This window comes from Fundicoccus sp. Sow4_F4 (assembly GCF_052116145.1).
Taxonomy (GTDB): domain Bacteria; phylum Bacillota; class Bacilli; order Lactobacillales; family Aerococcaceae; genus Fundicoccus.
In genome coordinates this window covers 49074-67043 of record NZ_JBQKLQ010000005.1, presented here as the reverse complement: position 1 = coordinate 67043, position 17970 = coordinate 49074, and the positions used below count along the sequence as shown (strand labels likewise).

Genomic DNA, 17970 nt, shown 5'->3' with positions numbered 1-17970 from the left:
TGCCAAATTTCAGTTCGATAAAGGATCAATCAGGCAAAGTCTAAAAACTATCCACAAGAAAATAAACTAAACAATATCTTCCTAACTTAACCCAACCTAACCAAATTAGAAAGAAAGGAGCCTCCTAATGCAAACAATTCTTACAATGTATATCACCCTAATGAGCGTCATTCTAGCCGGCGTCACCAACATGATATTCTGCAAATACCCCGTCTTAGAAAGTTTCAACCGCCCGATGGACGCAGGTCGCCACTGGGCCAAAGACCAAAAACGCCTACTAGGTGCTAACAAAACCTGGAAAGGCTTCTTTGGTATGATCGCTTTCGGCACACTTTTTCAAATATTATGGGGGCTACTCTCAACCATTAGTCCCGTACTAGAAAACCACAATTACATCTACCAAAACCAGCCGAACACCATCGCCCTAAACACGGTAGTCGGGTTCAGTCTAGGCTTAGCCTACGTCTTATTCGAACTACCCAATAGTTTTATCAAAAGACGCCTCGACATCAAACCAGGCAAACAAGCCAACAACCAATTACGCTGGCTCTTTATCATCATTGACCAAATCGACTCACTACTCGGCTGCACACTCGTACTCGCAGCCCTTATCCCAATGACGCTCGGCCGCTACACCGCCTTTGTGCTACTTGGCGGCATCAGCCACCTAGCCATCAACCAAATACTCTACAAACTCAACTTACGCAGAAACCCTTACTAAAACGAGGTGACACCATGACAAATCAAACACTAAAAAACGCCACCATCACACCCGAAAACGGCGGAAAAATCAACGGCCTGATCCAACTTAAACAACTCAAATTACCAGTACCTAACGGCCTAATCATCACAAATACCAAAGACCACACCGCTTTAACAATAGAACTATCACAATTCTTGAAAGAAGGGACGACCTACATTGTCCGCAGTAGCGGACAAAAAGAAGATGGCGTGAAAGCTTCTTATGCTGGCCAGTACACAAGCGTCAGAGACTGTCAGACTTTAGAAGAAGTGTGGCAAGGGATAAAAGCGTGCCTAGCTTCCCAAAGCAAAGACGAGGTCAAAGCTTATGGCCAAGAACTCGGTTTAGCCCAAGACAGCTCGCAATTAGCCATACTGGTGCAAGAACAAATTGAGGCCGATATCAGCGGCATCGCTTTTTCGATGAACCCTTTAAACAATCATGATCAAGAAATACTTGTAGAGACGATCGAAGGTGCCGGGGATGCCTTGGCAGATGGTCGCGTTGAACCTCAACGCCAAATCTTGTCTTGGCATAGTCCTCAAACTGATCCAAAGTTGGAAGCATTGCGCCAAAGTATTCTAAAAGCTGTCAGCCATTTTGGCTATCCATTAGATATCGAATTCTGTTTCTCAAATGAGCAATTATACTTAGTTCAAGCAAGACCCATTACCCGTCTAGCAGCAAAAGTAAGTATGGGCTCATGGACCACGGCCAATTTCCGCGACGGCGGCGTGGCAGCTCAAGCCTGCCCAGCTCTTATGTGGAGCCTTTACCGTGAGGCTTGGCAAGACTCACTGGAATCATTCATATTAGACCATGGCTTATTAGCGGATCAAGAAGTCTACCGTTTAGCCTTGATGAAATACGCTAGACCTTACTGGAATGTTGGCTTAGTCAAAACCGCCATGTCAAGAATACCAGGTTACACCGAGCGCGAATTCGATGACGAATTGGGTATCCACAAAGTTTATTCAGGCGATGGAGTTAAGAGTCAACTGACACCGAAAACCTTGCTTCAATTAGCAAAAGTCGCTCGAAAACTTTCGAGCACAACCCGCCAACATCAAAGTCAAGCCAAAGAAATAAATGTTGATCTATTGGCGCGCTATGAAAACTTTGAAAAACAGATTGCTCAATTAGCTTCAAGTAAACACTCCTTAACTAGTATTGAAAACTTATGGCGCGAAATTATTTATGACGGTCACTTAGCGAGCGAAACTGTCTATTTCAAACAAGTCTTTATTAATACGGTTCAATTATCGATGAAGAAGACGGCCATTTTAAAGCACATTTCGCTTGAAGCCTTTTTCCAGCTGATTTCTAAATTAGGCACGGTTTCACACTTACGTCCAACGACAGACCTGCAGCTAATCAGCGACCTGATTCAACAAGATGCGACCTTAAAGGCCTATTGGCAAAAAACAAGCACAGAGCAACTAACAATGGAAGTGAACCAAGCCTTAACGCAGGCTACCAATCAGCGAGGTGATCTCAGTCGATTAGTCGATTGGTTTCACGCTTATGGTTATCATTCTGAAAGAGAGCTCAACTTATTATGGCCAAGTTTTATAGAAGAACCCGCCATTATCATTGAGAAAATCAAAGCGTTATTAAAAGGCAAACGCCCAAATCAGGCTCTAAATCAGGTGTTAAGTTCAAAAGAAATGGACCAAATCCTTCAAGCCGAAGCCATCAATCCGCACCGTGCTAAAAAGATTAAAGAAAGTATCCTTTCTCTAAGAGAATTATTATGGTGGCGTGAAGAATTTAAAGATATTTCGACGCGTTATTATCACTTAGTGCGCCAAATCAGTTTAATGCTCGGGCAGCAATACACTCAAAAGCAGATACTCAAACAGCCTGATGATTTATTTTACCTAGAAAAAGAAAGTATCCTTCTATGGATAAATAAGGAACTGTCAATGTCTCAGCTCCAACAAAAAGCCGAATACAACCGTCGCTACTGTGAGGCTTATCGACATTATCAACCAGCCGGTGATTTACAAGCTGGTTATGAGCTAGGTCAGTCGCAACAGTCGACGGGGGGACTCCAAGGTATTGGAGCCAACGATGGCGTCGTGACAGGGCGAGTAAGAGTTTTAACCGATGTGAGTCAAATCAGTCATTTACAAGCAGATGAGATTTTAGTGACACCATTTACTGATACTGGTTGGAGTCACCGCTTTGGTTCCTTAAAAGGCTTGATAACAGAAACGGGTGGCGTCCTAAGTCATGCGACGATTGTTGCACGTGAGTTTGGCTTGCCAGCAATTATTGGCGCTAAACATGCAACTAAAAGCTTGCGTACCGGCATGTTGATTCAAATGAATGGGTCAAGTGGCGCGATTCATATTCTAGAAGATTTGATAGAAGAAAGTAGGTGAGAGCTTTGCTCATAGGAGAATACGGAAAGTTTGTTTATGTGACGTATTTAGGTTTATTCTTTGCGATCATTGCCATTTATTGTTTCCTTCAAGGACAATTTGCTTGGGGCATGATGGGCTTTATTGTGAGCGGGATTTGCGATTTGTTTGATGGACGCGTGGCAAATTCATTTAAACGAAGTTCTTATCAAAAAAGATATGGTATCGAAATTGATAGCTTGTGTGACATGATAAATTTTGCAGCTGTACCAGCCGTGTTGATATTTACTCAATTAGCTCACACACTGTGGGGGCTTCCACTGGTGATGATTTATGTCTTAGCGGCTGTGACGCGCCTTGCGACCTTTAATGCGCAAGCAAAAACACAAGCAAAGGATGTATCCTATTTCATCGGGGTGCCGGTGACTTATAGTGCGTTAGTATTTCCAGTCACTTTTATTGTGGCTGAGACTGTGTCGCCAGGCCATTATTCCTTAGTATTACCAGTGCTGACTTTAATTTTAGCTTATTCATTTGTGATGAACCGCCCAGTGCCTAAACCCAAAGGAAAGGCCTATGTATTCTTTTGTCTCTTGGCCGTGATTAGTCTGGTGGCGCTGTGGAGGTTAGCAAATGGCTAAAGTTTACGACCGTCAATCTAAACAAGTGGTTGAACATATCGAATATCAAGAAGTTTGGTTGAAGCGGCTTTATGAAAGTAAATGGGTCCGACCTTTACAAGTCCTAGTAACCCAAGCGTGGTTTTCTAAATTGTTGACTTGGCGCGATTATACGCCATGGTCAAAATCAAAAATAGCCGATTTTATCGAACAGTATTCACTGAATTTAGCGGATTATGAAACTAGCGACTATGCAACTTTTGCCGCTTTTTTTACCCGTCATTTGAAGTCAGGTAAGCGACCAATTAGCCCTGAGGGTAACGTGATAGCGGTGGCTGATGCGAAACTTTCAGTGTATACAATTTCACAGGAGTCCATCTTGTCAATCAAAGGTCAGGATTACAAGCTGTTTGATTTGCTTGGAAATCACGATTTCAGTAAGCTATTTATAGGAGGAACCGCGTGTGTTTACCGCTTAGCAGTCGAGGATTATCACCGCTATGTGGCCTGTGAAACGGGTAAAGTGCTTCACCAAGAAAAAATCAAAGGGAAGTTACATACGGTTCGTGAGATTGCATTGAAACGCGTACCGGTTTATAAAGAGAATCAACGGGAGTATTGCCTGATTGACCATCGCCAAGTTGGGCCAGTTTTACAGATGGAAGTCGGCGCTTTAACTGTTGGCAGCATTCATAATTTTAGCGGTCAATTTTTATATCGAGGCGTCGAGAAGGGCTATTTCAGTTTAGGTGGTTCAACGATTCTGGTGATTTATCCAGCAAACACACTAGTGATTGATGAGGATATTATGGAACAATCGCGACTGGGCATTGAGAGCCAGGTACGATTAGGAGAGAGAGTAGGGAGTCATCATGTTAAGTAGATTAGGAATTTATTTTAAGGAAATGTACCCTTTAGGGCAGCGGTTCGGTTTAGCTATTATTTATTTTCTGGAGATTTACTTTGTACTATTATTGAATGTCGGGATTGCGAATTTTAATTTAGGCATCCAGGAATTTGTCGGTGTTTATACGATCTTTTCTTTCTTAATGATTTTGAGAATTGCGGATGACTTTAAAGATTATGAATTGGATCGCCGTTTATTTGCAGAGAGAACTTTACCATCGGGTCGAGTATATAAGCGAGATTTAGCTTGGGCTTTGGCCTTTATTGTAGTGAGTTCAACAGCTTTGAATTTTATTTATATGAATAACTTTTATTGGTTTTTATTCTTATATATATATGGCACCTTGATGGCGCTATGGTTTTTTCAGAAAAGTAAGATTCAAAACTCATTGCCACTGGCTTTAGTGACGCACAATCCGGTCATGATGGTATTGAATGTTTATATTATTACCTTTGTTTGCTTTAAATATGGCTTGCCTCTACTGTCTTGGCCGACCTTTTTACTGGCCTTTACAATGTATTTTCCAAGTTTAATTTGGGAAATTAGCCGTAAGATTAGAGCGCCTAAAGATGAAACAGAGTATGTAACTTATTCGAAATTGTTTGGTTATGACCGGGCGACGAAGTTCGTTAGAAATCTAACCTTGCTGGATATTGTCACTAATGTGTTGTTGTTATGGAATGTTTCGAAAGTTGGGGTGGTCATTTTGCTGGCCAATGTCATTTGGGTAACGGTCCAATTTCAACAATATATTGCAGAGCCAACGCGCTTTGACTTGAAAGTACGAGTGGAGCGTTATACTTATATTACTGAAGCAACGATGGTTCTTGCTGTCGTTTGGCATCTGATTTTATTGAGGGTGTAATCATGAGAAAATTACAAGAAACTACAAAAGAATCATGGGGATCAAAAGCTTTGAACCTCGCTTTAATGCAGGAGCACGGTTTGCCGGTTCCTGCGTTTTCAGTTTATCAGTGTCAGTTCTTTACGGAAGCAGAGACAGTTGTTTATTTAGAGGCACAACAAGCTTTATTAGAAAACCAACAAATTACTATAACCGAGTTGAGTCGCACACTGCAAGTGTGGGCTAAAGAAAAGGTATTGGTAGAATATTTTGATGAGGTTGATGAGTTATTAGAGCAAAATAGTACCAAGACTTTTTCAGTGCGTTCGTCAGCCACAGTTGAAGACAGACCGGACACCTCTTTTGCTGGGCAATTTAAAACGACCTTAGATGTTGAAGTTAAAGAGTTGACTGAAGCTATCGCAGAAACAATCGCTTCTTTATATTCAGAGTCATCTTTAACGTATTTATTACATCATGGGATTGACTTAGCAGCTGCCGAAATGTTGGTCATTATTCAAGAGATGGTCGTTGGCGATGTCTCTGGGATTTACTTTACGGCTAATCCACAAGGGATTTTAAATGAACATGTGGCCGTCTTGGGGCAAGGTGTAGGCGATCAAGTGGTGGAGGATAAAGTTGCGACTACAACACTCACTTATTATCCATTAGACGATTTAACTTATTATGACACTTGGGAAGATTCACCTCAGCCGAGCGAGCAACAGATAACGGCTTTGAAAGAGATGAGTCAAACACTGATGGAATTATTTGGGCCACGACTAGATATTGAATTTACTTTTGTTCAAGATGAGTTATTTATCCTACAGGCGCGTCCGATTACTACTTTTCCTAAGGGGGAATTGGAAGCTACTATCATTTTAGATAACAGTAATATCGTCGAAAGTTATCCGGGTACTACGACACCTTTAACGTTTAGTTTTATTAAAGAAGCGTATTCGAGCGTCTTTCGTGGGCTAGGGCGTCGAATTGTGGGCAATCGGACAAGTGCTGAAAAGAAAGTCTTGGCAGCTTACGAAGAGACCTTTGAAGACATGATTGCGATGGTCAATAGCCGGGTCTATTATCAAATTCAACATTGGTACCAACTCTTACAATTACTACCTTTTTCCAATAAGATTATTCCAATTTGGCAAGACATGTTAGGTGTGCGTCAAACACAAGTGCCTAAGACACCGATTCATATTAGTGGTTGGCAACGAATAAAATTCAGCTTTAATATTCTAAAGGAATTTTTCCAAGCGCCTAAACAGATGGCACAATTAGAAGCAGACTTTCACCGGATTGAAGATCTGTATGACAAGAATTATTCACCCATTACAGAGATTGAAGAATTGCGAGCGTTGTTTGAAGAAATCAAAGCGGCCGTCCTTGATCAGTGGGATATCACCTTGGTGAATGATTTATATGCCTTTGTATTTACAGGGCTCTTTAAGAAGTTGAATCAAGAACGTCCAGAAGCCGAACTTGAATTGGCGGGGATTGAACAAATTGAAAGTATGAAGCCAGCACGAGCGCTACATGCTTTAGCTAAAAAAGTTCAAAAAGACAAGAGCTATCAAAAGCAGTTACTAGCCTTAGAAGGTGATCAGGTGGCTGCGTTTTTAAGTAGTGATCAACAGCCCTTGACGCATGAAATTGAACATTACCGTCAACGTTATGGCAACCGAGTACCTGAAGAATTAAAGTTAGAAACACAGACTTATCAAACACATCCAGCTAAGTTAATCGAGGCAATCTTGTCCTATCAAGACTCAGAAGATGCCAGCCAAATGCCTCAAGGGGCTCGTTTAACATCACACAATCCCTTAAAAAACTACGTGAAGAAACAAGCGTTACTGGGTATACAGTACCGCGAAAGTTCGCGTTTGAATCGCACACGAATTTATGGGATGATGCGACAACTCTTCTTAACAATGGGGGAGCGTTTAGTTGAAACAGGTCAACTCGAGCAGGTGGAGGATACCTTTTGGCTGGAAATGAATGAATTATTTTCATTAAAGCAGTCGGGGCATCAGCCGCAAGTTTTAGTGGAAGAGCGTCAGCGTAAGGCGGCTTTAGATAAGCAGTTGCCGGCCGTTAGTCGTTTGCTTTATGTTGGGGATATTATTGAGAAGCCTGTTCGTTCGGTTAATTTGTCCGAGACGGTGAGTGATCAAGTGTTGTTTAGGGGGATTGCTTGTTCGAGGGGGCGTATTAGAGGAGAAGTGGTTCGGATTGATGACATTAGTCAAATTACGGCTAGAGAGACGCAGGGGAAAATTATCGTGACGCGTATGACGGATCCTGGTTGGGTGCATTTGTTGGCCCAGGCGAAGGGGATTGTGGCTGAGCGTGGTTCTTTGTTGTCACATACGGCGATTATTTCGCGTGAGTTAGGGATTCCTTCGGTGGTGAATGTGCCAGGGATTATGTCGGCTTTGAAGTCTGGTGATGTTATTGAACTGGATGGGCAAGCGGGGACGGTTGAAAAGTTAGTGGGAGGTGAGGCGGATGGAGGCGAAGAATGAAGAGTTTCTAAACTCAGTGTCGATTCGTAAGGTTGAAGCGGGGAGTTTGGAAGAAATCTTATGTCTGGCTTTGCCACAGTTGATTTATCCTGAGGATCGTTTGATGCAGTCAGCGGGTGAGTTTCAAGCGCAGTTAGCTGGCAATCACCCGCTGAGTGTGACCTATGAGTTTGAAGCTTGGCTGATGTGTACGGCGGATGGTCAACCATTAATGCGGGCTGCTTTAACATTTCCCTACAGTCGTCCTGGGGTTGGCTATTTGGGTTACTTCGAGAGTGTGACACGTGACGAGGGCTTGATGCGAGCGTTTATCAGTTCTTTAAGTCAAAGGGCAAGGGACTTAAAGGGGGCTGAAACTTTAATCGGGCCCGTTCAAGCGAGTTTTTGGCTAGGCTATCGGATGCAGTTGTCTGGTTTTTCGGATGCGCCATTTACCGGGGAACCTCATAATCCTGCTTACTATCCGAAATTATGGGAAGCGGCTGGTTTTGAGTTGAAGGAACATTATGTGTCGAATTTCTTTCAACAAATTCCTGCACAGTACCGTGAGTCGCGTTTGAAGAAACGCTATCAGAAATTTATGGCAGAAGAGGTGCGTTTTCTTTCACCTAAACGTGGGCAATGGCAAGAGGTCTTGCCCGAGGTGTTCAGCTTATTAAGTGACTTATACCGGGACTTTCCTTTGTTTGAGAGGATTTCTTTCGAGCAATTTTCGGAAGTTTTTAGCGACTATCAACAGATTCTTGATTTTTCGATGGTGCAACTCGCTTACAAGGAAGAACGCTTAGTTGGTTTTGTAATCACTGTGCCTGATTATGGTCATTTGGTTTATCGCCCAATGACCGGTCTGAATATCTTGAAGATTCTCAAGCGCCGTCGCAAGGCAAAGCGTTATACGATCATGTATTTAGGCGTTGATGGTGATTATTTAGGTTTGGGCTCAGCTTTGTCCTACTTAATTTACGAGGCGATTGAAGCGCGTTCTGCCTATGCGGTGGCGGGATTGATTCATCAAGGCAAAGTGACTAAAAATTATGTATCGGATTTGCAGGCCTACCAACATCATTATGGTATTTATGAAAAGAAGATTTAGCGGTAGTTAGTTATAGGCGGATTCAGTTTGGAATGAGTCCGCTTTTAGCTTTTCTATTATTGGGAAGATGCAAGGAGATGGCTAGCAGTGCTTAGTAGTGACTAGCTAGAGACAAAACGTGTCACCACCCAACGATTGTTGGCACAAACAGTCATCAATTGTGCCAAGCAATCAGTGAGACACGTTCCAACTCTCGACTTATTGAACCAACCATACTGAACTGAGGCTGGTCGCTTGGGAGTGTCAAGCAAGTTACCTATTGGCAATAGTCGGTGGGATTGCAGGTCATCGCAAGTGGACACTTTTATCTTTCTTGCGAGAAATGCTGATTAAGCGCTTCAAATAAAAGGTTCAAACTTCCAAAAAAACAACCGGACTCACTTGATGTGAATCCGGTTGTTTTTGCTTATAGTTAGCTATGACTGTCTTCTTCTTTTTTATCGGGTATGACTGCAAATAACATGATTGTTAAGAAAATCATCAGGCCAAACACTAGCCATTTAACCCAAATAATCGGTGCGAGAAAGATGGACAGGCCCATTATTAAGTAAATTTGGATCATGATTTTGTACTTTTTAGCACGTGGAATCGCTCGGTGTTCTGCATAATCCCCCACGTAAAAATCGTAAATCTTCTGTTGCTTTAACCAGCCATAAAATTTATCAGAGCTACGGGCAAAGCAAAAGCCGGATAGTAATAGGAAGGGCGTGGTTGGTAGCACAGGAATTAAAGTCCCTATACTTCCTAATCCAAATGAAATAAAACCGAGTGACATAAATAATAGACGTTTCATTTTTACTTCCACACCTTTCTTTTTTTATCTTCTTGTTCATTATAGCACAAACCTTCGAGAAGATATATAAAATTTTATAAATGTTCTATTCTTTTTTGTATGTGTAAAGCCACCCACAACCGATATATGTGACAGAAACTAGTCAAAAGGTTATACTAATTGAAAAGACTAACTTTTACAGGAGGCAATAATGATAACTTATTTTCCGCAAAATAATTGGGAACCTTTTGTTTATCAACGTTTAAATGAGCTGATTGATACGTATCAGCAACCGCATGGCACGCCACATAATCAACAAGCTTACGTGGTGTTTGATTTCGACAATACGAGCGCAATCTCTGATGTTGAGGATAATCTGATGATTTATATGCTCAAGCATCTTCTTTACAAACTTTCGCCTCAAGATTTCTTGATGATTTTGACGAGTGGCCCCTTTGATTTTGATTTAGAGCTAGCACAAGGGCGTCCAGAATTGACACCGCGTAATCTAGCTTTGGATATTATCGAAAATTATCAGTGGCTCTATGACCATTATATTATGAATGAAGCCATGTCTTTAAATGAAGCCAAGGCAACGGATTACTACCGCGATTTTCAAGCAAAGCTTCGCTATTATTACAAGGCGGTGAATAAGCATTTCACACGTCAAGCGGGCGAACCCTGGGTTACTTACTGGTTCCAAGGCTACAGCCAAACTGAATTTATTGAGCTGTCTCGCCAAATGTTAGCCGAAGCACTTGAGCAACCTTTTGAACGTCACGTTTTCACAAGTAGTGAAGAACGACCTGGCCTGGCTGGCATGGTCGAGAGTCAATTTGTCTCAGGACTTGCCTTTCCTCAGGAACTTCGTGACTTATATAAGGCTCTACAAAGCCATCAGATTGCGATTTATGTGGTAAGTGCTAGTCCAATTGATTTAGTTCGCACAGCAGTTTTGGAGTTTGGCTTCAACGTTCCTTTCAACCAAATCATCGCCATGTGTTATGGCATTGATCATGACAGACACATTCGGGCTCAGATGGAAGCCGGTACGCACATCACCAAGGGAGCGGGCAAAACGGATGCGATTTTAAATCTGATCGCACCGCTACATGGCGACTCTCAACCGGTTGCTTTATTCGGTGACAGTATGGGCGATTACGATATGATGATGAACCTTAAAGGGGTGAGATTGAATGTGCTGTTTAACTGTCTGCTAGATGATGACACACGTTCAATCGTTGAACTTACTCACGGTCTGTACGGTCGACCTGATGCACAATTTGTTCTTCAAGGCCGTGATGAAAATGCTGGCCAATTACGACCTTCACCTAAAAGTATTGCTCTAGATAGCACACAAGAGCGCTTAATGTATTAATTTTTTGACACAATGCTCTTTAATACTAACTACACAATGTAAAAAAATCCTGTCACAGCCGATGGTCGGTGTGGCAGGATTTTTTTATAAGCCTTCGAAAAAGGCTGAACCGATTCTAACAATACTAGCGCCTTCAGCAATCGCGACTGGGAAGTCTTGGCTCATCCCCATACTCACTTCGTGACAAGGTGCATGGGCAAGTGATAAGTTTGCCATTTCTACTTGTAAACGTTTCAGTTCATTAAAGTAGATGTGCAAGTCTTCTTCTGAAGCGTCATAAGGCGCCATAGTCATTAATCCAACAACTTGAATTTTATCAAAGGTTGCAAGGGCTTCAAGTGTTTCTTTTAATGTCTCAGGTTCGAAACCCGCTTTACTTTCTTCACCACTCACATTGACTTGAACGAAACAGCGCACAGTTTCTTCTGCACGTTTTTGAATTTCTTTGGCAAGTGATAGGCGATCAAGCGAGTGTAAGTAATCAATCGTATTAATCATGGTCTTCACTTGGCGCGATTGTAGGCGACCGATGAAGTGCCATTCGATTGGCTCATTTAAGTCACTTAAGGCTGCTTGTTTTTCAATCAGTACATCGGATCGATTCTCACCAAAGGCTTTGACACCTAAATCAATTAAGTTCGCTATGATTTCAGGGGAAACTGTTTTGGTTACAGCAACAACTTTGATGTCATCTTTAGAACGTTTAGCAGCGTGTGTAGCTGCTTCAACTTGACTCATAATGGTTGCATGATTTTTTTGTAAGATGTTTTCTGTCGACATAAATTTCTCCTTCTTTAGATTCTATGACCTAGTATAGCATATTCCTCTTTTCTTGGGTTAGAAGGATTGGTATCCTATTTTGTGCAGAATAGACTATAAAACCAAATTTGTGACAATTGTAACAAAATAAATAAACTTTGTAGCTTTATTCACAATCATGTTCTATAATAAAGATGTAGTCAAGGGAGAACAGAAAATAAAGGAGAGATTATGATGGGAAGAAAAGTTACCGAATTTCGTTTTCACTTTCACAATGGTGGGGAATGGACAATCGCAATGGAACATATTGGAGATTTATGGATTAGACGTGTTTCAACAAGTATCGGCCGGATCAAAGGTGGCGATATTGTAGAAATTAATCCAGCTCAGGGTTTAAAAATTGAAATTTATCCCGATGCGGATACCTTCCAGTCTACCAGCATTAACCAAGGTGGTTTAGAAGCCGGGATGTTTGAAACGGTTGTGAAAAACGACGATATCGAATGGATGACCTTAGTTTGGGACGATGAAGAGAAAGAAGAAATTTATTTCCCATTTGAGCCTTCAACACCTGATAAGACAGATAACGTGTATATGACAGCTAAAGTAGGATCGAATGGTCACTTATACATTGTAATCCATCCAACTGACACTGTAGATGACGTTTACCCAGTTAAATAACTAAACGATACTGCAGCTAGACTCTTACGAGTGGGCTGCAGTTTTTTTAATTTACTGATTATACTGGCGGTCGACTCGGTTGAAAATTTGTTCGCCGATTTGAAATAACAAGAAGCTCACGACATAAACGCCGATTAAATATAACGGATCAGCCAGGTCTTTGAAAATTGGTTTATCTACGAGATAGAAATAATTCCCCTTAAGAATAGGATTTAAGAAAAAGACTATTATGACGTATAAGGATAACCAAGCATAGGCAATGTATTTATCTAGTGAGTGTAGTGTGACTTGATAGGCGATAATCATGTAAAAAGGCAATAGTAGGGTGATGACATGATTGGTTAAAAAGCTGACGCCTAATGGATGGTTAATTGGTTGAATATCCGTTGGAACCAGAAAACTTAACCAAGCAAATAAACTGAAATAGGCTATCACAGAAAATAATTTATGATTGTGAGTGATTAAGAAGATAATCCCTAGAATACTTGTAATCCTACTTAAGTGTAAAGGGAGGGAAGCTGAGAGCGAAAAAATGTCGAATACAATAAAGTATCCATAAAGTAAACATTGTTGTAAGAGGCTGATGAATAGGCTGATGGTCGTCAGTTTCCGTCTGTGTTGGCGGACTTTAATGGGATTTAAAAATAATAGTAAGCCGAAAAACGTTAAAATGCCTACATATAGTAAGTGATACTTTCCTAAGATGGTAATGGGAATATAATCCATAAGTTGCTCCTGTTAGTTTGATAATTATTTTTATCATATCAAAAAATGACAGAAAAAGGTAAGAAAGTAATTAACTTGGGTAAGAAGCTGGCTATGTTTGCAACTTAGTCGCAGGCTTGTTAACATTAGAAATGAGGTATAGTTGGCTTGAAGAGCGATTGATTTTAAGCCAATGTTTCTAGTGTTAGACAGTTTAGAGGTATTGTGGGTTAGCTTCGTAAAATAGTATCATTAATTTGAGAATAAAAATGGAGGAGATTGTATATGAAATTTGTTGTTTATTTAGCAGGTCAAATTCATGATAATTGGCGTGAAGAGTTGAAGGAACAAGTTATGAGAGCTGATTTACCATTTGAATTTGTTGCGCCTCAAACAAATCACGACTTATCAGATGCGATTGGTGAGCAAATTCTTGGGGAACAACCCGGTAAGTTCTACCGAGATGATGCGGCTTCAGCGATTAATAATTTCAGAACTGAAGTTCTAATGCAGAAGGCGGATATTGTGATCGCACTGTTTGGCGACAAATACCGTCAATGGAATACTGCGATGGATGCGTCGACGGCAATTAATTTAAATAAGCCACTCATTATAATTCGACCAGAAGAATTAATTCACTCATTAAAAGAATTATCGAATAAAGCTAACGTTACTGTTGAAACAATTGAACAAGCGGTAGCTGTGCTAAATTATTTAACTGAATAAGCCATTTAAAAAGCAAGAGCCTCACACCGAATTAAATAGTGTGAGGCTCTTTGCGTGGATTTTAATATCACTAGCTGCTCTTTAACCTCTGTCACGCATTAGTCCTTTGTCACAATTTATGGCGCAAGGATAACGCAACTTGTGGAAAGATAAAGGTGTCAGCCACTGCGTGTCTGACGATTTTATAAACACTCTGTCTCTACGAAATGTAGTGAGCTGGCGCGAACTCCCCTCTACCATCGTTATTGTCGGAGAGGGTAAGTGATTGTCCCTGGGCGTGACGGCGAGTTGCGTTTTTGGCCCTGGTCGTGACGGCGAGTTGCAGTTTTGGCCCTGGTCGTGACGGCGAGTCGCACTTTTCCTTGGCCGTAGAAACGAGCCCAGCCCCTCCATGACGAATCTTATCTAAGCTTAATCCTTTTTATTAGATAGCCATTCTTCTTGGTGTTGGCGAGAAAGACGCATAATTTCGGCATATAAAGCTGCAACTTGGTCAGCTAGCAAAGGATCCTTAAGGTAACTTTGGACTTTTTCAATCACTAATTGTTCACGACTAGCATCAAGAACAGGTAATTGATTAGCTAGTTTTACACGGGCAACCTCCTCAACAGTACGTGTTCTTTTTTCAAATAAGCGGATAATTTCTCGATCAATTGCATCGATTTGTTGACGTTCTACTTCTAACATAAAATTAGCTCCCATCTTAAGTATTGGGGATAGTGTACCATAGTGTTATAGACTTAAGGAAGGCACAAGTCCCCTAATGTATTCTTCTATAAAAGAGAAGGCAGATTGATTGCGTCATTCTTTTGGATAAGAGATAATTAAAATGAGGTGATTTTATGAAACAATATCAAAATTATGTTAACGGGCAATGGCAGGATGCATTATCCAATGAATATAGCGAAGTGATTAATCCGGCAACTGAAGAAGTGATAGGAGAAGTTTCAAAGAGTAATCATGAGGATGTAGATCAAGCAGTCGAAGCAGCAAAACAGGCTTTCCCTGCTTGGAACCGTACGTCGATCGAAGAGCGTTCAGACTATGTTGAAAGAATTCTGTCAGGAATTGAAGCTCAACAACAACTACTAGCCGACACGATTGTTGCGGAATTAGGCTGTTCACAGACATTTTCGAACAATGTGCAAGTGCCATTGGCAATCAGTGAGATGCGAGCGACTTTAAATGATATCAAACATTATGACTTTGAAGAACAGCTTGATGATGCGACTGTTGTCAAAGAAGGAGCAGGAGTTGTGGCCTGCATTACCCCTTGGAACTATCCCTTAAATCAAATTCAACGTAAAATTACGCCGGCTCTATTGGCTGGCAATACAGTTGTTGTAAAACCAGCGAGTGATACCCCGATTACCGCTTTATTACTAGCGAGAATTGTTGATGCAGCCGGCTTACCGTCTGGAGTTTTTAACTTAATTACAGGAAGTGGAAGTGATGCCGGTGATTACTTAGCTGGTCATCCCGATGTGGCGATAGTTTCCTTTACAGGTTCAACAGATGTGGGGCAAGGACTCTATGCTAAAGCCAGTAGCACAATCAAGAAATTGGTACTGGAATTGGGCGGCAAGTCCGCTTTAATTTATTTACCAGGTGGTGATTTAAACTTAGCAGTAAAAAAATCCGTAGATACTGTGTTGAATAACCAAGGGCAAACCTGTGCGGCCTTGTCACGTCTGTTAGTGCCTGCCAATGAATATGATACAGTCATTAAAGCCTTGAAAACTTACTATGATGAAACAGTTGTTATTGGAGATCCAACTGATGATCGTACTATGGTTGGTCCGATGGTATCGAATCGCCAACGTCAAACAGTCCTCGATTATTTAGAAATTGCACATGAAGAAGGGGCTGAAGTATTAGTGGGCGGTCAAACGATTGAAAGAACAGGGTTTTACGTGGAGCCAACTATTCTCGTCAATGTAACCAACGATATGCGCATCGCGCGTGAAGAAATTTTCGGCCCAGTCTTAGTCGTGATTACTTACGACACTGTCGATGATGCGATTGAGATTGCCAATGATTCGCCTTATGGTTTATCTGGAGCTGTTGTAGGCCCGCCAGAACAGGCCCGCCGAGTTGCTAAGGAAATGAGAACCGGGAATGTTTACATTAATAATGGGGCACGCAATCCACGCGCGCCTTTTGGTGGCTATAAACAGTCAGGAATTGGCCGTGAAATCGGCTTGTACGGTGTTGAGGACTACGTTGAAATTAAAACCATTTTTGTTTAAAGTCCAAACAGAAAGGATGCCAAAATAGGAATGACAATACTTCGCCCAACACTTATCAATCAAATCTTTAAAAAATATTTAAAAAAAGCGCAAGTGCCCGAAGCAATATTATTTATAGAAGACTCAAAAGGCACTTTTACTCATCAAGCGAGGCAAGGTGAATTGACTATCGACCGTCCCTTCTTAGCGGCTAGCTTGACCAAAATGTTTGTAACTTGTCTGATATTACAGCTAGTTGAAGAGGAGCGTCTCAATTTGGCAGATGGATTAGTTTCTTATTTTGACCGGGGGACGTTAGAGGGTTTACATGTTTTCGAAGGTAAAGATTATAGTTTTGACTTGACGGTAGCGGATTTATTGTTTCAGACGAGTGGCTTGGCGGATAGCTATTTGGAGGGCCCGAGCAATTTTTCTAAGCGTTTAGTGAGCGAAGATTTTAGTGTGACGAATGAGGAAAGAATTCAATTAACGAAAAGCTTGAGTGCTCATTTCAAGCCAGGAACAACAGGCAAAGCGTTTTATGCCGACATTAATTTTAATTTGCTGGGTCAGCTGTTGGAAAACGTGTTGGAGCAACCATTAGCCATATTATTTAAGGAAAGAATTTGCCAGCCATTGGCTTTAAGTCAAACTTATTTAATAGAAAAAGATTCAGCTGAGTTGCCAAATGTTTACTTTGAACAGCAAGTATTGAATCGTCCGAGGTTTCTTGCCCAAGACGCTAGTAGTGGCTTAGTCACGACAGCCCGTGATTTAATGATTTTTCTTAAGGCTTTCTATACTGGTCAGCTATTTGACCCTAGAATTTTTAAAAGGCTTGAGAGTTACCATGAGTTGCAAGCGGATTGGGCTCCGATTCGTTATGGCGCCGGCTTTATGAAATTGCCATTAAGGAAACGGACGAAAGAGGGGCTTAAGCAAGTTGAGTTGTTGGGACATACGGGTTCGACTGGTGCTTTTGCTTTTTATTATCCGCAAGGCGACTTGTTTTTGGTTGGCACTTTACAACAAATGGCTCGTCCGGATTTATCGATCCGGATGTTGATGAATTTAGTGATGAAATTATAGTTGCATCTGTCTTTGTCACTTGGTATGCTTGCATCAAGAAAGAGTAAAGTAGGGTGATAAAGATGTTAGAATTATTGCGTTTTATCGAAGAGTCTTTCAGTCCAATTGTAGTACATGCGCTTGAACTTATCGGGATTTTTATGATTATCTTTGGTAGCGTCAAGGCCTTGATGATTTTCTTCAAAAGTGGAATGGATTTAAATAATTCACTTGTCAAGATTACACTTGGTGAAGCTTTAGCTTTGAGTTTAGAGTTTAAATTGGGCGCAGAGATTATTAAAACGGTCATTGTTCGCGATTTAAATGAATTAATTATACTTGCTTTTGTTGTCGTGCTGAGAATTGTTTTGACGTTGTTGATTCATTGGGAGGTTAAGCAAGCGATTATTACTGGTGATATTCAACGTTCGGGTCAGGCGATTCAACCGGTGTTCTATCGAAATAATGAGGTTAAATCGACTGACTCTGTGTCAAATGCTGAGGTGGCGATGAAGTCAGCGGATGATTTAAGCAAGAAGTAAAAAAGCGC

17 protein-coding genes are annotated in these 17970 nt (G+C 41.2%); 13 read left to right on the top strand and 4 right to left on the bottom strand.

The window, feature by feature from the left end:
• Positions 1-127 precede the first annotated feature (127 nt).
• From ACTQ5J_RS08580 to ACTQ5J_RS08550, 7 genes are read left to right on the top strand one after another with little or no spacing between them, the layout of a single operon-like run.
• Positions 128-721, top strand: a complete 594-nt coding sequence (locus tag ACTQ5J_RS08580; protein ID WP_441752377.1) for a CDP-archaeol synthase — start codon at positions 128-130, stop codon at positions 719-721.
• Positions 722-735: 14 nt separating this feature from the next.
• Positions 736-3129 carry a PEP/pyruvate-binding domain-containing protein gene (locus tag ACTQ5J_RS08575; RefSeq protein ID WP_441752376.1) on the top strand — a complete coding sequence of 798 codons (2394 nt, stop codon included), beginning with the start codon at positions 736-738 and terminating at the stop codon, positions 3127-3129.
• Positions 3126-3749: a CDP-alcohol phosphatidyltransferase family protein gene (locus tag ACTQ5J_RS08570; RefSeq protein ID WP_441752375.1), complete on the top strand. Its 624-nt coding sequence runs from the start codon at positions 3126-3128 to the stop codon at positions 3747-3749. Before ACTQ5J_RS08575 ends, ACTQ5J_RS08570 begins: the two co-directional genes overlap by 4 nt.
• Positions 3742-4611, top strand: a complete 870-nt coding sequence (locus ACTQ5J_RS08565) for a phosphatidylserine decarboxylase (RefSeq protein ID WP_441752374.1) — start codon at positions 3742-3744, stop codon at positions 4609-4611. The genes ACTQ5J_RS08570 and ACTQ5J_RS08565 overlap by 8 nt, the downstream gene beginning before the upstream one ends.
• Entirely contained in the window at positions 4601-5500 is a 900-nt protein-coding gene (locus ACTQ5J_RS08560) for a prenyltransferase (RefSeq protein ID WP_441752373.1), read from the top strand. Before ACTQ5J_RS08565 ends, ACTQ5J_RS08560 begins: the two co-directional genes overlap by 11 nt.
• Positions 5501-5502: 2 nt before the next feature.
• Positions 5503-8010 (top strand): phosphoenolpyruvate synthase, encoded by a 2508-nt coding sequence (locus ACTQ5J_RS08555; RefSeq protein WP_441752372.1) that lies wholly within the window; start codon positions 5503-5505, stop codon positions 8008-8010.
• Positions 7994-9103 carry a hypothetical protein gene (locus ACTQ5J_RS08550; protein ID WP_441752371.1) on the top strand — a complete coding sequence of 370 codons (1110 nt, stop codon included), beginning with the start codon at positions 7994-7996 and terminating at the stop codon, positions 9101-9103. Before ACTQ5J_RS08555 ends, ACTQ5J_RS08550 begins: the two co-directional genes overlap by 17 nt.
• 412 nt (positions 9104-9515) lie before the next feature.
• Here ACTQ5J_RS08550 and ACTQ5J_RS08545 read toward each other — a convergent pair whose 3' ends face one another.
• On the bottom strand, positions 9516-9896 hold the full coding sequence (locus ACTQ5J_RS08545; RefSeq protein WP_441752370.1) for a YbaN family protein: 381 nt from the start codon (positions 9894-9896) through the stop codon (positions 9516-9518).
• 190 nt (positions 9897-10086) lie between these two features.
• On the opposite strand from ACTQ5J_RS08545, the gene ACTQ5J_RS08540 reads away from it, so the two are divergent.
• A complete protein-coding gene (locus ACTQ5J_RS08540) occupies positions 10087-11253 on the top strand; it encodes a hypothetical protein (RefSeq protein WP_441752369.1) in 1167 nt (388 codons plus the stop codon).
• Between the two features lie 84 nt (positions 11254-11337).
• Here ACTQ5J_RS08540 and ACTQ5J_RS08535 read toward each other — a convergent pair whose 3' ends face one another.
• The gene (locus ACTQ5J_RS08535) at positions 11338-12033 is read right to left on the bottom strand and encodes a YggS family pyridoxal phosphate-dependent enzyme (RefSeq protein WP_441752368.1); all 696 of its coding nucleotides are present in this window, start codon (positions 12031-12033) and stop codon (positions 11338-11340) included.
• Positions 12034-12246: 213 nt separating this feature from the next.
• Between ACTQ5J_RS08535 and ACTQ5J_RS08530 the strand changes: the two genes are divergently transcribed.
• Positions 12247-12693, top strand: coding sequence for a hypothetical protein (locus ACTQ5J_RS08530; protein WP_441752367.1), 447 nt, complete (start codon positions 12247-12249; stop codon positions 12691-12693).
• Positions 12694-12744: 51 nt separating this feature from the next.
• Here the strand turns inward: ACTQ5J_RS08530 and ACTQ5J_RS08525 are convergent, their stop codons facing one another.
• Positions 12745-13419: a TMEM164-related integral membrane acyltransferase gene (locus ACTQ5J_RS08525; protein ID WP_441752366.1), complete on the bottom strand. Its 675-nt coding sequence runs from the start codon at positions 13417-13419 to the stop codon at positions 12745-12747.
• 264 nt (positions 13420-13683) lie between these two features.
• Here ACTQ5J_RS08525 and ACTQ5J_RS08520 point away from each other — a divergent pair, with 264 nt between their 5' ends.
• Complete coding sequence (locus ACTQ5J_RS08520; RefSeq protein WP_441752365.1) at positions 13684-14124, top strand: YtoQ family protein; 441 nt, start codon at positions 13684-13686, stop codon at positions 14122-14124.
• Positions 14125-14535: 411 nt separating this feature from the next.
• Here ACTQ5J_RS08520 and ACTQ5J_RS08515 read toward each other — a convergent pair whose 3' ends face one another.
• The gene (locus tag ACTQ5J_RS08515; protein WP_441752364.1) at positions 14536-14811 is read right to left on the bottom strand and encodes a chorismate mutase; all 276 of its coding nucleotides are present in this window, start codon (positions 14809-14811) and stop codon (positions 14536-14538) included.
• Positions 14812-14966: 155 nt separating this feature from the next.
• On the opposite strand from ACTQ5J_RS08515, the gene ACTQ5J_RS08510 reads away from it, so the two are divergent.
• From ACTQ5J_RS08510 to ACTQ5J_RS08500, 3 genes are all read left to right on the top strand, one after another.
• Positions 14967-16373 (top strand): aldehyde dehydrogenase family protein, encoded by a 1407-nt coding sequence (locus ACTQ5J_RS08510; RefSeq protein ID WP_441752363.1) that lies wholly within the window; start codon positions 14967-14969, stop codon positions 16371-16373.
• Positions 16374-16403: 30 nt separating this feature from the next.
• On the top strand, positions 16404-17441 hold the full coding sequence (locus tag ACTQ5J_RS08505; protein WP_441752362.1) for a serine hydrolase domain-containing protein: 1038 nt from the start codon (positions 16404-16406) through the stop codon (positions 17439-17441).
• A gap of 62 nt (positions 17442-17503) precedes the next feature.
• On the top strand, positions 17504-17962 hold the full coding sequence (locus ACTQ5J_RS08500; RefSeq protein ID WP_441752361.1) for a DUF1622 domain-containing protein: 459 nt from the start codon (positions 17504-17506) through the stop codon (positions 17960-17962).
• Positions 17963-17970: the final 8 nt, after the last annotated feature.

Excerpts from the sequence above, each read along its gene's own strand:
- ACTQ5J_RS08525 (WP_441752366.1), bottom strand. The coding sequence starts at position 13,419 with ATGGATTATATTCCCATTACCATCTTAGGAAAGTATCACTTACTATAT.
- ACTQ5J_RS08580 (WP_441752377.1), top strand. The coding sequence starts at position 128 with ATGCAAACAATTCTTACAATGTATATCACCCTAATGAGCGTCATTCTA.
- ACTQ5J_RS08565 (WP_441752374.1), top strand. The coding sequence starts at position 3,742 with ATGGCTAAAGTTTACGACCGTCAATCTAAACAAGTGGTTGAACATATC.
- ACTQ5J_RS08560 (WP_441752373.1), top strand. The coding sequence starts at position 4,601 with ATGTTAAGTAGATTAGGAATTTATTTTAAGGAAATGTACCCTTTAGGG.
- ACTQ5J_RS08510 (WP_441752363.1), top strand. The coding sequence starts at position 14,967 with ATGAAACAATATCAAAATTATGTTAACGGGCAATGGCAGGATGCATTA.
- ACTQ5J_RS08550 (WP_441752371.1), top strand. The coding sequence starts at position 7,994 with ATGGAGGCGAAGAATGAAGAGTTTCTAAACTCAGTGTCGATTCGTAAG.
- ACTQ5J_RS08500 (WP_441752361.1), top strand. The coding sequence starts at position 17,504 with ATGTTAGAATTATTGCGTTTTATCGAAGAGTCTTTCAGTCCAATTGTA.
- ACTQ5J_RS08530 (WP_441752367.1), top strand. The coding sequence starts at position 12,247 with ATGGGAAGAAAAGTTACCGAATTTCGTTTTCACTTTCACAATGGTGGG.
- ACTQ5J_RS08515 (WP_441752364.1), bottom strand. The coding sequence starts at position 14,811 with ATGTTAGAAGTAGAACGTCAACAAATCGATGCAATTGATCGAGAAATT.
- ACTQ5J_RS08520 (WP_441752365.1), top strand. The coding sequence starts at position 13,684 with ATGAAATTTGTTGTTTATTTAGCAGGTCAAATTCATGATAATTGGCGT.
- ACTQ5J_RS08540 (WP_441752369.1), top strand. The coding sequence starts at position 10,087 with ATGATAACTTATTTTCCGCAAAATAATTGGGAACCTTTTGTTTATCAA.
- ACTQ5J_RS08535 (WP_441752368.1), bottom strand. The coding sequence starts at position 12,033 with ATGTCGACAGAAAACATCTTACAAAAAAATCATGCAACCATTATGAGT.
- ACTQ5J_RS08505 (WP_441752362.1), top strand. The coding sequence starts at position 16,404 with ATGACAATACTTCGCCCAACACTTATCAATCAAATCTTTAAAAAATAT.
- ACTQ5J_RS08555 (WP_441752372.1), top strand. The coding sequence starts at position 5,503 with ATGAGAAAATTACAAGAAACTACAAAAGAATCATGGGGATCAAAAGCT.
- ACTQ5J_RS08545 (WP_441752370.1), bottom strand. The coding sequence starts at position 9,896 with ATGAAACGTCTATTATTTATGTCACTCGGTTTTATTTCATTTGGATTA.
- ACTQ5J_RS08575 (WP_441752376.1), top strand. The coding sequence starts at position 736 with ATGACAAATCAAACACTAAAAAACGCCACCATCACACCCGAAAACGGC.